At 56.3% G+C, this 14211-nt stretch carries 13 protein-coding genes; 7 read left to right on the forward strand and 6 right to left on the reverse strand.

Annotation, left to right across the window (positions count from 1 at the left end):
- Positions 1-261: 261 nt before the first annotated feature.
- Complete coding sequence (locus tag CPH65_RS20400; protein ID WP_197703897.1) at positions 262-1434, reverse strand: pyridoxal phosphate-dependent aminotransferase; 1173 nt, start codon at positions 1432-1434, stop codon at positions 262-264.
- A 142-nt stretch (positions 1435-1576) separates the two neighbouring features.
- Between CPH65_RS20400 and CPH65_RS20405 the strand changes: the two genes are divergently transcribed.
- Positions 1577-3025, forward strand: coding sequence for a M48 family metalloprotease (locus CPH65_RS20405; RefSeq protein WP_096176541.1), 1449 nt, complete (start codon positions 1577-1579; stop codon positions 3023-3025).
- 178 nt (positions 3026-3203) lie between these two features.
- Positions 3204-3995: a DsbA family protein gene (locus tag CPH65_RS20410; protein ID WP_096175545.1), complete on the forward strand. Its 792-nt coding sequence runs from the start codon at positions 3204-3206 to the stop codon at positions 3993-3995.
- Here the strand turns inward: CPH65_RS20410 and CPH65_RS20415 are convergent, their stop codons facing one another.
- Positions 3996-4214: a hypothetical protein gene (locus CPH65_RS20415; RefSeq protein WP_096175546.1), complete on the reverse strand. Its 219-nt coding sequence runs from the start codon at positions 4212-4214 to the stop codon at positions 3996-3998.
- Positions 4215-4376: 162 nt separating this feature from the next.
- Here CPH65_RS20415 and aroQ point away from each other — a divergent pair, with 162 nt between their 5' ends.
- The 4 genes from aroQ (at position 4377) to aat (ending at position 7664) form a co-directional block, all read left to right on the forward strand.
- Positions 4377-4829, forward strand: a complete 453-nt coding sequence (gene aroQ / locus CPH65_RS20420) for a type II 3-dehydroquinate dehydratase (protein WP_096176542.1) — start codon at positions 4377-4379, stop codon at positions 4827-4829.
- 66 nt (positions 4830-4895) lie between these two features.
- Positions 4896-5375: an acetyl-CoA carboxylase biotin carboxyl carrier protein gene (gene accB, locus CPH65_RS20425; protein WP_096175547.1), complete on the forward strand. Its 480-nt coding sequence runs from the start codon at positions 4896-4898 to the stop codon at positions 5373-5375.
- A 26-nt stretch (positions 5376-5401) separates the two neighbouring features.
- A complete protein-coding gene (accC, locus tag CPH65_RS20430) occupies positions 5402-6742 on the forward strand; it encodes an acetyl-CoA carboxylase biotin carboxylase subunit (protein ID WP_096175548.1) in 1341 nt (446 codons plus the stop codon).
- A gap of 235 nt (positions 6743-6977) precedes the next feature.
- Entirely contained in the window at positions 6978-7664 is a 687-nt protein-coding gene (aat, locus tag CPH65_RS20435; RefSeq protein WP_096175549.1) for a leucyl/phenylalanyl-tRNA--protein transferase, read from the forward strand.
- Between the two features lie 64 nt (positions 7665-7728).
- Here the strand turns inward: aat and CPH65_RS20440 are convergent, their stop codons facing one another.
- The 4 genes from CPH65_RS20440 to CPH65_RS20460 form a co-directional block, all read right to left on the reverse strand.
- A complete protein-coding gene (locus tag CPH65_RS20440) occupies positions 7729-8163 on the reverse strand; it encodes a DUF2155 domain-containing protein (protein WP_371359360.1) in 435 nt (144 codons plus the stop codon).
- A gap of 317 nt (positions 8164-8480) precedes the next feature.
- Positions 8481-8900 carry an NADH:ubiquinone oxidoreductase subunit NDUFA12 gene (locus tag CPH65_RS20450; RefSeq protein ID WP_096175551.1) on the reverse strand — a complete coding sequence of 140 codons (420 nt, stop codon included), beginning with the start codon at positions 8898-8900 and terminating at the stop codon, positions 8481-8483.
- Positions 8901-9036: 136 nt separating this feature from the next.
- Positions 9037-9729, reverse strand: a complete 693-nt coding sequence (locus CPH65_RS20455; protein WP_157747833.1) for a PleD family two-component system response regulator — start codon at positions 9727-9729, stop codon at positions 9037-9039.
- A 363-nt stretch (positions 9730-10092) separates the two neighbouring features.
- On the reverse strand, positions 10093-10284 hold the full coding sequence (locus CPH65_RS20460) for a hypothetical protein (protein ID WP_096175553.1): 192 nt from the start codon (positions 10282-10284) through the stop codon (positions 10093-10095).
- Positions 10285-10502: 218 nt separating this feature from the next.
- Between CPH65_RS20460 and CPH65_RS20465 the strand changes: the two genes are divergently transcribed.
- On the forward strand, positions 10503-14195 hold the full coding sequence (locus CPH65_RS20465; protein WP_096175554.1) for a vitamin B12-dependent ribonucleotide reductase: 3693 nt from the start codon (positions 10503-10505) through the stop codon (positions 14193-14195).
- Positions 14196-14211: the final 16 nt, after the last annotated feature.

Consider the following 14211-nt stretch of genomic DNA (forward strand, 5'->3'; position numbering starts at 1 on the left):
CCCCTTTCCTTGCGACGATACAAAAGGGTAGTTTTACACACCTACATTTGTACAAACCGGAATTTGAAGCATTCAAAGCAGTTTGGTTTATACTGTTTTCTATTGTGGTTAGCGGGGGTAAGGCGATGACAGATCACCTAGAAAACACGACAGAAATTCGCGACATCCTGAACCAAGCATACAAGAAAGCGGACGCGATGAACGCGTCATTTCTTTGTTACCTCATCATGATGGCAATGCAGGAATGCCATGGGCACCTGATCAAGACCGAAGCGATGACTTCCAACGGATCCAAGCACCCAATCGCTTGATGGCCTCGGCCATATCCACTTCGGTGCCTGCAAAGGATAGTCTGACAAAGCGGTGGCCGCGCGTGATATCAAAATCGGCCCCCGGCGTGATGGCGACCTTCGCCTCCGTGAGACATCGGTTGGCGAAATCCATGGAATCGTTGGTCAGCTTGCTGACATCGCAATAGGTGTAGAAGGCTCCGTCCATGGGCATGAAATCCCCCAGCCCGATCCCCGGCAAAGCTTCCACCAACAGGGCCCTGTTACGGCCATATCCTGCCTTGATCGCTTCAAGCTCCTCAGTGGCATCGAAAGCCGCCATGGCCGCAACCTGACTGAGCATCGGCGCCGAAATATAGAGGCTCTGTCCAAGGCATTCGACCGACCGCCGCGCCTTGTCCGGCAACACCATCCAGCCGATGCGCCACCCGGTCATGCAGTAATATTTCGAGAAGCTGTTGATGATCACCACATTGGGCGAGATCGCGAGCGCCGTTTGTGCCTCGAAGCTATACTCAAGCCCGTGGTAGATTTCATCGGAAATGAACCAGATCCCCAGTTCCTCGCAAGTCTCGATCACCGACTGCAGGGCTTCGGCTTCCATGATCGTTCCCGATGGATTGGAAGGGCTGGCGATGAGCACGCCCTTGACCGAACCCTCCAGATGAGCGGCACGAATGGCGTCGGCGGTCAGACACCAGCGGTCCTCGGCTCTGGTCTCCACTTCGACAACCTCCAGCCCGAGGGCGGACAGAATATTGCGATAGGCCGGGTAGCCCGGACTTGGCAGGATGATCCGGTCTCCAGCCTCAAACAATGCAAGAAAAGCAAGATTGAACCCGGCGCTGGACCCGGTCGTCACAGCGACCTGATCCGGTGAAACAGACACGCCATATCTCTCCATATAGTGCTGGGCGATCCGCTCCCGAAGCGGCAGGATCCCGAGCGCATCGGTGTATCCGATCCGGCCATCCACCAGCGCCTTTTGCGCGGCCTCAAGGACCGGCTGAGGAGCCGGAGCCCCCGGTTGGCCGACCTCCATATGAACGATATCGGCCCCGTCAGCCGCCATGACATTGGCCTTGGCCATCACATCCATCGCCAGAAAAGGCTGGATCGCTCCCCGCTTGGAAATCGTGAGCATGTTTCTTTCCCTTTGGCTGTCTTTTCCCTCCTGTGCCATAATTTCACCCCTGAGGGATGAAACCATCCGGGCCAAACCAAAACGAAGCGCTGATGGTGTTGCTTCAGTCTTAGTCACCCGCAAGTGGGAAAAGGCGGTGTTCATGTTTCTAGGCTTTGGTATCAAGTCTTTGCGAAAACTTCTACCGGTTTGCACACCTGTTGAAGTCAACCGGACAAAACAGCGGATACTCAGGAGCGCATCTCACAGCCTGCTGGCTGCCTTGATCGCGCTTGGCCCTATCCTGCATGCCGCAAGCGCCAACGCTCAGAACAGCAAGCTGCGCCTTGTGCGCGATGCCGAGACCGAAGAGCTGATCAGAGACTACGCCCGTCCAATTCTCAAGGTTGCGGGTCTCAAGCCGGGCAACATCCGTATCCATCTGGTCAATGACAGCCGCATGAATGCCTTCGTCGTCGATGGCAAGCGAATCTTCATCAACACCGGCACCTTGATTGCCGCCAAGACCCCCAACGAAGTCATCGGCATCCTTGCCCATGAAACGGGCCACATCGCTGGCGGCCATCTCGTCCGGCTGCGTCGGGCGGTTGAAAATGCACAGACAATGGCGGTGGTCGGGATGCTTTTGGGAGCAGGTGCCGCCGCAGCAGGCGCTGCCACAGGCAACAGGAATGCCGCAGCAGTAGGAAGCGGCATCATGATGGGCTCCCCCACCATTGCCCAGAATTCCTTGCTCAACTATGCCCGCACCGAAGAAATCGCCGCCGACCGCGCTGCGATCCGCTACCTCGAACGGTCGGGCCAGTCGGCCAAAGGCATGCTGACCACATTCCAGCGCTTTGCGGATCAGGATCTCTTCTCATCGCGCTACGTCGATCCCTATATCCAGTCCCATCCCCTGCCCCGCGAGCGCATTTCACAGATTGAGCGCCTCGCAAAAAGCAGCAAGCACTATCAAAAAAAGGACAGTCCAGCGCTTCAATTCCGCCATGACATGGTGCGCGCCAAGCTGTCGGCCTTTACCCAGCGCGCCAAGCGCGTGATGCGCAAATACAAGGGCAACGATCTCCCCAGCCAATATGCCCGTGCGATCGTCACCTATCGCCTCGGCAGCCACAAGAAGGCTCTTCGGCTCGTTGACAGCCTGATCAAGGCCCGTCCCGACTTCCCTTACTTCTGGGAACTTAAGGGGCAGATTCTGCTCGAAACAGGGTCGGGCGACCAGGCCATTGCCCCGCTCAATCAGGCCGTGAACATGCATCCGAATGAAGGACTTCTGCGCGTCATGCTCGGACAGGCGCTGCTTTCGGCCAAACGCAACCGCAATCCGAAAGCGGCCATATCGCATTTGCGCCGCGGTCTTCAGAATGACCCAGACCAACCCATCGGCTATCGCCTTCTCGCTCAGGCCTATGACCAGATCGGAAAACGGGCCGAAGCCGAAATGGCCACCGCAAACGGCTATTTCGCGCAAGGCGATATCAGCTCGGCAAAAGCCATGGCCACCCGCGCCCAGAAAAAGCTCAAACGCGGCAGCCCCGAATGGGTTCAGGCGCAGGACATCATCGATTACAGACCACCGAAAATCTGAATGGCCAGCAAAGCTCTGGCACCCATGCGCCCCTGTCGACAGGCCGCGGTAAATGGTCACTTTCAAGTGAACAATTTCAGTTTTGTCACCAAATGGGCCCATTCTGGCATAAGGTGCGCCCAAAGAGACAGTCACGACCTCCGTTGACCCGACGGACAAACATCAAGGATGCTATTCCATGCAACCAGTCAAGCACTTGATTGCCCTGCTGCTGTTCGCCATAGCGACCACGGGCCTAGCGGCCGGCAACGCCAACGCCGCCTCCTTCGACGATGCTCAGAAGGAAGAAATCGAACAGATCGTCACCGACTATCTTTTGGAAAATCCCGATGTTATCCGTCAGGTTTTTGGCAAGCTCCGCGAAGAAGATTCCAAGCGTGAACAAGCCGCTCGCGCCGAGCGTGCCAATCGCGCCAAACAGGCCTTGGCCGAAAACAAGGATGAGCTCCTCAATGCCGAGGACCAGATCGTCTTTGGCAACCCGGACGGCGATGTGACCATCGTGGAGTTTCTCGACTACAACTGCGGCTACTGCAAACAGGCCTTCGGCAGCATGTTGTCGCTTGTAGAGAGTGATAAGGATCTTCGCTTCATCGTCAAGGAATGGCCGGTTCTGGGTCCGCAATCCATGGAGGCAGCCCTTGTTGCCATGGCCGTCACGCAAGAAGCGCCGGAAAAATACTGGGACTTCCACAAGGCAATGATGACCTTGCGCGGCACGGCTGACAAGGAAAGCGCCCTGCGTGTTGCCGAAAAACTCGGCCTATCACGAAGCAAGCTTGAGGCACTTTATGAAGACAAGTCGCTGATCAAGCCAATCGAAGACAACTACCGTCTTGCAGAAGCGCTGCAACTGACCGGCACACCCGGTTTTGTCGTTGGCGATGAGGTCATCCCGGGATTTGTTCCGGCCCAAGCCCTTCAGAGCAAGCTGGAATCGGTCCGCTCCTGTGGCTCGACAACCTGCTGATCAGCAAGCGTGATGGCGTTCGGCGGATCGCCCCAAAGGCCCTGAAGCCTGAAGCGAGAGAGCCAGCCAGAGAGCCTGAGACAAGGCATCGGGGGCCGCACCAAGACGCGAGCGACCCCAATCAAGCAATCGATCAGGGAACAACAAACTTGGCCCTGATCGGTTCTCCAGAAAGGCAATCGGCACGTCACCTATAGAGCCGATGACGAAAACAACCATAAAAAGGCCATGTTTTCGCAAAAACTTGCCGATAATTACTGCCCAAAAGTCGGGACATCCCCCAACAACACTTCCCTCTCATCGATGGAAAGCCTATAAAGTTCGGACCTGACGATGGCACGCATGCATTCGTCAGACGAGTGTTATCAAGCGGAAACCTGCATGACCCAAGTTATTTACGTTCTTAATGGTCCCAACCTCAATCTGTTAGGTCAGCGAGAACCCGGCATTTACGGCGCGACCTCCCTTGAGGGCATCGAGGCCATGTGCCTCTCGAAGGCTTCAGAATTGGGTGTTTCCATCGAATTTCTGCAGTCGAACCATGAAGGCGAGCTTGTGGATTGGGTGCAGGAAGCCGGCAGGCGCGCCGCTGGTATCATCTTCAATCCCGCAGCCTACTCTCATACATCGGTCGCATTGCAGGATGCCGTCCGTGCTGTGGCGCTGCCGGTTGTAGAGGTTCACCTGTCCAACATTCATAAAAGAGAGAGCTTTCGCCATCACTCCTTCATCTCTCCGGTGGCTATCGGGGTAATCTGTGGCCTGGGTGCATTTGGCTACGTTGCAGCCCTTGAAGCGCTTTCTAACCATCTCAATGAGGCCGCGAAGGCCTGACCAGAATCATCAACACATTCTAACCGCGCAGAGCATGCCTCGCGCCAAACAATGGAATGCGGAAACATGTCAAAAGAAAAAAACTATCTCGATCCAGATTACATCCGCCAGCTCGCTGAACTCGTCAAGGACAGCGATTTGACGGAAATCGAAATCGAACAGGACGATCTGCGCATCCGGGTTGCCCGTGACATCATCGTGCAGCAGGCAGCAGCCAGCGCACCCATGGCAGCTCCGATTGCCGCAGCGCCAGCAGCACCGGCCGCTTCGGCTGCTCCGGCCGCAGCAGCACCAGCCGCAGAGACGAGCCTTGCCAACGCAGAACGCTGCCCGATGGTTGGCACCGCCTATCTTTCGCCAGAGCCGGGCTCGGCTCCCTTCATCGCGGTTGGTGACCAGATCAAGGAAGGCCAGACCCTGATGATTGTGGAAGCCATGAAGACCATGAACCACATTCCCTCGACCAAGTCTGGCAAAGTCACCGCTATCCTGGTGGAAAATGGCCAGCCAGTAGAATTTGACGAACCCCTCGTCATCATCGAATAGGCAGCCACATTAGGTAAGGTAAACTCATGTTTTCTAAGGTTCTTATCGCAAACCGAGGCGAAATCGCGCTCCGGGTTTTGCGCGCCTGCAAGGAACTTGGCATCGAGACCGTGACCGTTCATTCCACCGCGGATGCGGACGCCATGCATGTCAAACTCGCAGACGAAAGCGTCTGCATCGGGCCACCCTCTGCGCGCGACAGCTATCTCAACATCCCGCAGATTCTGGCCGCGTGTGAAATCACGGGTGCCGATGCGGTCCATCCCGGTTACGGCTTCCTGTCAGAGAATGCGCGCTTTGCGCAAATCCTTGAGGAACACAAGGTGGGGTTCATCGGCCCGAGCGCCGAGCATATCCGCATCATGGGCGACAAGATCGCCGCCAAACAGACCGCCAAACGCCTCGGCATTCCGGTTGTTCCGGGTTCTGAAGGCGGCGTCGGTTCCGTTGAAGAAGCCAAGCGCATCGCTTCCGAAATGGGCTATCCCATTTTGATCAAGGCCGCATCCGGTGGTGGCGGCAAGGGCATGCAGGTCGTCCACAAGGAAGAAGACATTGGCGTTGCCTTCAGCACCGCGCGCAGTGAAGCCGAATCCAACTTCGGTGACGCCACGGTCTATATCGAGAAGTATCTCTCGACCCCGCGCCATATCGAAGTGCAGGTCATGGGCGACGGCAAGGGCCACGCCATTCACCTTGGCGAGCGCGACTGCTCTTTGCAGCGTCGTCACCAGAAGGTCTGGGAAGAAGCACAATCCCCTGCCCTCAATGAGGAACAGCAGAAGAAAATCGGTGACATCTGCGCCAAGGCGATGCAGGGCCTGCAATATTCTGGCGCCGGCACAATCGAGTTTCTTTATGAAAACGGCGAATTCTATTTCATCGAAATGAACACCCGCCTGCAGGTAGAGCATCCCATTACCGAGATGATCACCGGCATTGATCTGGTCAACGAGCAGCTCAAGGTTGCTTGTGGTGCTGGCCTCGATATCAAGCAGGAAGACATCACCTTCAACGGTCATGCCATCGAGTGCCGCATTAACGCCGAAAACCCGGAAACTTTCGCACCATCTCCGGGCCGTATCACCTATTACCACCCACCGGGCGGACTTGGCGTGCGCGTTGATTCGGGTGTCTATCAGGGCTACACCATCCCGCCCTACTATGACAGCCTCATCGGCAAGCTCATCGTGACAGGCCGCAACCGCGTCGAATGCATGATGCGCCTTCGGCGTGCTCTTGACGAATTCATCGTTGACGGCATTCACACCACGCTGCCCTTGTTCCGCTCGCTGGTCGACAATCCTGACATCGCGAACGGTGCCTATGACATTCATTGGCTGGAAAAGCATCTGGGCATGAAATAACCTGCCGGATAGGACAAAAGCTGTTGCCGTGATAGTAAGACCGCACTTCTGGTGCGGTCTTTTTCCATTCCATCGAGCAAAAGCTGATTGCATGTCGGCAAAACCGGTTTATTCTCATGACGGTTTCAATGGCATTCAATACGACCTTGGCAAGCGGACAGGCAGGAGCATAGGATGTGCTGCTGCATGCTCTCTCGACAATCGATCTGACTGAAAAATAGACCAGAATGCGCTCATGACAGACGAGTCCCAGACGTTCGAGATTACACCTCAAATTCTGCTTAGAGCCTATGCCTGTGGCATCTTTCCCATGGCAGAGGATGCAAACGACGCGACAGTCTTGTGGATCGAGCCCGACTTTCGTGGCGTTATTCCGCTCGACAGCTTTCATGCCCCCCGTCGCCTGTTGCGCACCATGCGCAACTCCCCTTTCGACATTCGGGTCGACAGCGCTTTCGGTGCCGTCATGGATGCCTGCGCCGAAGCGGCACCGGACCGCCCCTCGACATGGATCAACGATCAGATCCACGATCTCTATCGCAGCCTGTTCGATATGGGCCATTGCCATTCGGTTGAAATCTGGGATGAGGATCGTCTGGTGGGTGGATTGTATGGGGTGTCGCTGGGAACCGCCTTCTTTGGCGAGAGCATGTTCTCGCGGGAGCGCGACACGTCAAAAATGGCTCTGGTCCATCTCGTAGATCGTCTCAAGGTCGGGGGTTACACCCTGCTCGACGCCCAATTCATCACGGACCATCTCAAGCAGTTTGGTGCGCTGGAAGTGCCCAAAGCCGAATATCACGAACTGCTCGAACATGCCCTGAAAGACGTCGGCGACTTCCATGCCTTTGATCAACAGCCTAACGACAAGGCTGCGACGAACAACAACAAAGACGCCTCATCGGACAACAAAAGCGCCTGAGCGTACACAGATATGAGAGATGACGCATCCCGAGATGGCAGGTGCGGACTGAAGCAAAAGGCAACTATTGTTGTGGCTTGGGAACTTCCGAATTTTCCCGGCAGCCCTCGAGCCAGACATCATAGACCCCGTGCTCGACTGCGTTCAGTCCCGGGCTGGATGCGAACATCCAGCCGGTGAAAATGCGGCGCACCTTGCGCTCAAGCGTGATCTCGTCCACCTCGACAAAAGCCGTGACCTGTTGTCGCTCGGTCTCGGGCCGCGTGTAGCACACACGAGGCGTGACCTGCAGGGCGCCGAACTGGACCGTTTCATCAACATAGACATCAAACTGGATGATCCGACCTGTGATCTTGTCCAGCCCGGAAAAGACCGCAACCGGATTGGCAACCTTCTGTGCCGCCGCCGGAGACCCGAACAGACCACCAAAAGCCAAAACGACTGCGCCAAGCCCAAGCATGGCCTTCGTGAACCATTGGCGGTTCTTCAAACACATCATCGAATTCTCCGACCTCCATGCGTCAGACAAATGAGAACCGGTCCGCATACCGTGGTATCTTCGAACCATCCCAAGCCGCGCCGCACAGGCACCTGATTTATCATCTCGTTCCTATCGCCCTTTGGTGCTCCAAGGCAAGAGTGAACTGGCAAAAAAGCAGCGTCTTGCAAGAGTTGAACTGGATCGTACCGGCAAAGGCAAAAGAAAATCGCCACCCTCACAGCATGGCGATTCTTGTCTAGCTCTCAATTCTGGCGAGACTGGGATTGTCCCCAAGGATATCCTTCAACCCATTTCGCGGGGGTCAAAGACGTCTCTCACCCTTCCGGCGACCATGCTTCATAGTCCCCAGTAGCAACGGGGCGGCTCTGAGGCGACAGAATCGATCCGGCAGGTCGATAGGCTTCATCTGTTCCGGTCCTGTTGGCTTGATGAGGCTTCTGCCAAGGCCAGGACACATAGTCATCCTGACTGGGAGCAACATCGGTGCGGTAATGCAGCCAGCCATGCCAACCGGCAGGCACAGCGCTTGCTTCTGCGTCCTGAGCATAAATGACCCAGCGTCGCTCGCCCTTTCGGCTTCCCGAATAGCTCGCGTTATGCTTGACCGCTTGCTTATAGTATTTGTTGCCGAAGTCATCCTTGCCGACATAGATGCCGCGCCGCTTGGTGTGCACCAAGGTCCCAAGGGTTGCGTTTCCCCACCAAGTGAACAGCAAAAGCAGAAATTTCTTCATGGTGCGCCAACTTTCCTCACGGTTCAGTCAGGGCACTATGACTACAAAATTTTCCTGATGTCCAGACTGCTTTGGTGAAAAGCGGCTTGATCTGTCGGCGCGAGACTTGAGACGCCGCAGCATGAGCATAGGGACCTCAACGGTTGCCGCGACGACTGACGCCGGCATACCGCTTTGAGCTCGGACGAGACGCGCTCTTTGACTTGTCTTCGCGCACCTTTGCTTCTCTGAGATGCTCCGCAATCCGCATGCCGGACGAGGCAAAGGGCCGTGCACGGATCGGTTCTTCTTCGCAGACATCGAGCCCGCGCAGAATCTCGTCCGCCTCACGCTGCGATTCCTTGGCCTGAGGCAAAACCTGCTCGTGGAACTCCCTCGCCTTCTCCAGCGATTTCAACCGCGACTGCTTTTCGAGCAGCACTTCATGCATGCCGTCAATCACATAGCGATCCCCGTCAAGACGCATGACGCGCCGATCACTGCTGAGCGCTCGCAGACGATTTTGCAGCACGGCAGAGGAAAGCGGCTTGGCCAACACGTGGTGCGCACCAATCTCGAACAATTGTGCCACCCGGGCCTGAGTTGCGTGAGCTGTTATGACGATGACAGGAATGAAGCACAGCGGCTCCATCGTCTGTTGCCGGATCAGCTTGATCAACTGCATGCCTGACATCGGCGACATGGCCAGATCGGTCAGGATCACATTCGGCGGCTCTTGCAATATAGCGTGCAGAGCAAGATCCCCGCGATCAAATGATCGCACTCGTGCCACCTTGAGGGCGGATATCATCGATCGAATCATGGTCAGGATGGTCTTGGAGTCATCCACTATGACAATATCTAACGATTCGATATCCAGTCCAAAAGCTGAATGATGTTCCATGCAACCCACCAACCCGTTGTATTATTGAGGCTTATGCCCGTCCGTTGGCAACTATGGCACAGAGCGTTTAAATCACGCTCAAAATGAGGGTGCAAATTGAACTCGAATTTGTCTCTAATTTTAACAGATTTATTGCAGCCCGGATCGTACGTACGAAACTCTAGGCACTTGACGCCGGTAGGGGCGGATTCTTCCTATTCCGCGGGCACATCGACAGGCACTAGATATAGTTTTTAACACAACACACACCACCAGACGTAGTTTTCTTTGCTTGACGCTGCACCCTGCAAAATTCCATACTCCAACCAGTCAAGACAGATGCGTTTCCGGCGGCAATTCCCGGATTTCCTGTTCACAATAGCAAGCCGTAACACCGTGGATCATCCGATCCGGCAGCAAGACCTGCTGAACTCGGACGGTTTTCACGGTCGGGTTTTCTTGTGCTCTGTGTTCATAGGAAATAAGGGAAATACACCAGATATCGTCATTCGACACTGGCATGGACACTATATCTAGAGATATGTTAATATCTCATTAACCACTCAACGGTGTAATGGTGTCCGCAAAACGAGTCCACTGTGCCACGATTCGCGGCGAATATGGACTCTTCGGATTGCAGGATTGCGGATGCACCAGGGCCATGGTCTTCCTCCTTTCTGTATAGGGCAAATGACTGACGGGAAGACTGTCAGCACTCAGATATCTTTAGGGGATACTCAATGCGTGTAGAGCGGCGCTATACCGAAGAAGGCAAATCAGCCTATAACGAGATCGACTTTCGCAAGGCAACAAGCGAAATCCGCAACCCAGACGGCTCCATTGTCTTTAAGCTGGAAAACATTGACGTTCCGACATCCTGGTCTCAGGTTGCTTCGGACATTCTGGCACAGAAATATTTCCGCAAGGCCGGTGTACCTGCCATCCTGAAACGCGTGGAGGAAAACTCCGTGCCGTCATGGCTGTGGCGCTCCGTACCCGATGAAGATGCGCTCGCGCAATTGCCGGAAGAACAGCGCTTCGGTCCCGAAATGGCCGCTCAGCAGGTCTTTGACCGCCTGGCGGGCACCTGGACCTACTGGGGCTGGAAAGGTGGCTATTTTGACACCGAAGCCGACGCACGCACCTTCTTTGACGAATTGCGCTACATGCTCTGCACCCAGCGCGTTGCCCCGAACTCTCCGCAGTGGTTCAACACCGGCCTGCATTGGGCCTATGGTATCGACGGCCCCAGCCAGGGCCACCATTATGTCGATTTCGAAACCGGTCGCCTGACCCGTTCGACCGGTGCCTACGAGCATCCGCAGCCCCATGCCTGCTTCATCCAGTCCATCTCTGATGATCTGGTCAATGATGGCGGCATCATGGATCTGTGGGTTCGCGAGGCGCGCCTGTTCAAATACGGCTCCGGCACCGGCACCAACTTTTCTTCCCTGCGTTCCGAAGGCGAGCCCCTGTCCGGTGGCGGCAAATCCTCGGGCCTGATGTCCTTCCTCAAGATCGGCGACCGTGCAGCGGGCGCGATCAAGTCCGGCGGCACCACCCGTCGCGCGGCCAAGATGGTCGTGGTCGACATCGATCATCCGGATATCGAGAACTACATCAGCTGGAAGGTCAAGGAAGAGGAGAAGGTCGCCGCGATCGTCACCGGCTCCAAGATCGTCTCCAAGCATTTGAAAGCGATCATGAAGGCCTGCGTCAATTGTCAGGGCTCCAATGACGAATGCTTTGATCCGGCCAAGAACCCTGCCCTGAAGCGCGAAATCCGCGCCGCCAAAAAGGCGCAGGTTCCCGAGAACTACATCCGCCGCGTCATCCAGTTTGCCAAACAGGGCTATAAGGATATTCAGTTCGATACCTACAACACCGACTGGGATAGCGGCGCTTACCTGACCGTTTCGGGCCAGAACTCGAACAACTCGGTCCGCGTCACCGACGACTTCCTCAATGCAGTCAAGGAAGACCGCGACTGGAACCTCATCGGCCGCATCAAGGGCGATGTACGCAAGACCGTCAAGGCGCGTGATCTGTGGGATCAGATCGGCTATGCCGCATGGGCATCTGCCGACCCGGGGCTTCAGTATCACACCACCATCAACGAGTGGCACACCTGCCGGGCAGATGGCGACATTATCGCCTCCAACCCGTGCTCGGAATATATGTTCCTCGACAACACGGCCTGCAACCTTGCCTCGATCAACCTGTTGCAGTTCCGCCAAGACGACGGAACCCTCAACGTCGATCAGTTCGAGCACACCGTGCGTCTTTGGACGATGGTGCTTGAAATCTCTGTTCTGATGGCACAGTTCCCATCGCCGGAAATCGCCGAACGGTCCTATCTCTACCGCACCCTTGGTCTTGGCTATGCCAACATCGGCGGCCTCTTGATGACCTCCGGCATTCCTTATGACAGCGACGAAGGCCGCGCAATCTGTGGTGCCATCTCCGCTCTGATGACCGGCACCTCCTATGCCACGTCTGCTGAAATGGCAAAGGAACTGGGCGCGTTCGACCGCTATGAGGCAAACTCCGAGCATATGCTGCGGGTGATGCGCAACCACCGCCGGGCCGCCTATGGCGAAAGCGATGGCTATGAGGGCCTCGACATTGCGCCGGTCGGTCTTGACCACGCCAGCTGCTCCGACAAGACCCTTGTTCAGCGCGCCATCGCCGCATGGGACAAAGCCGTCGATCTCGGCCAGCAGTATGGCTATCGCAACGCCCAGACCACCGTTGTCGCCCCCACCGGCACCATCGGTCTGGTCATGGACTGCGACACCACGGGCATCGAACCGGACTTCGCGCTGGTCAAATTCAAGAAACTCGCCGGTGGCGGCTACTTCAAGATCATCAACCGCGCCGTGCCCAATGCATTGAGCAAACTGGGTTACAGCGAGGAGCAGATCAAGGACATGGAAGCCTATGCCGTTGGTCGCGGGTCTCTCAAGGACTGCAACGCCATCAGCCACAATGCGCTGAAGGAAAAAGGCTTCACCGACGAAAAAATCGCTGCGATCGAAAGCGGCCTCGGCAGCGCCTTTGACATCAAGTTCGCCTTCAACAAGTGGAGCCTTGGTGAGGAATTCTGCAAGGAAGCCCTCGGCTTTGACAGCGAAACGCTTGATGACCCCGATTTTGACATGCTGGCGGCCCTTGGCTTCGGCAAGGAAGAAATCGACGTTGCCAACATCCATGTCTGCGGTGCGATGACCCTTGAAGGGGCCCCTCACCTGAAAGACGAGCATCTGCCGGTCTTCGATTGTGCCAACCCGTGCGGTCGCATCGGCAAGCGCTATCTCTCGGTCGACAGCCACATTCGCATGATGGCCGCATCCCAGCCCTTCATCTCCGGTGCGATCTCCAAGACGATCAACATGCCAAACGATGCTTCGGTTGAGGATTGCAAGGACGCCTACATGTTGTCCTGGCGACTGGCATTGAAGGCCAATGCTCTTTATCGCGACGGCTCCAAACTCAGCCAGCCGCTCAACAGCCAACTGCTCGCCGATGATGACGACGAAGCCGAAGATGTGGTCGAGGCCCTCACCTCGGCATCCACATCGATGACCGAGCGTGCGACCCTCGTCACCGAGAAGATCGTCGAGCGCATCGTCGAACGTCACATTCGCGACCGGGAAAAGCTGCCTGATCGCCGCAAGGGCTACACCCAGAAAGCCCGCGTTGGCGGCCATAAGGTCTATGTAACCACCGGTGAATATGAAGACGGACGCCTTGGCGAAATCTTCATCGACATGCACAAGGAAGGCGCGGCGTTCCGTTCGATCATGAACAACTTCGCCATCGCCATCTCCCTTGGCCTGCAATATGGTGTTCCGCTCGAGGAATATGTCGACGCCTTCACCTTCACCCGGTTCGAGCCTGCCGGCATGGTTCAGGGCAACGCCGCCATCAAGAACGCGACGTCGATCCTTGATTATGTCTTCCGCGAATTGGCGGTTTCCTATCTGGATCGCCACGATCTGGCCCATGTCAATCCGGCCGATATCGAAGCAACAGCCATGAGCAAGGGCAACGCCGAAGGCAAACTCACGGTGCCAATCTCCAAGGGACTGCTGCGCGGCGGGTCCAAACGCTTCAAACTCGTGGAAGGCACCGACGCTGTTGGCTCGCCAACCCAGACCGCATCAGAACCGGCTCCTGCCGTGATGCCGTCCTCGGCGACCATGCTCAAGCCGGACACACAGGTCGAGCATGATCACAATCATGACCACGGCCATGCAGAGGTCGGCTCAACCGAAACAAAGGCAAAGCCTGTCAAGGCCAACCAGATCGCTCTGGCCCGCATGCAGGGGTATGAGGGTGAAAGCTGCTCCGAATGCGGCAACTTCACCATGGTCCGCAACGGTACCTGCCTCAAATGCGACACCTGTGGAAGTACGAGCGGCTGCTCGTAACAGTTTCAGGACAAAC

Origin of the sequence: Cohaesibacter sp. ES.047 (assembly GCF_900215505.1) — a bacterium.
Classification (GTDB): domain Bacteria; phylum Pseudomonadota; class Alphaproteobacteria; order Rhizobiales; family Cohaesibacteraceae; genus Cohaesibacter.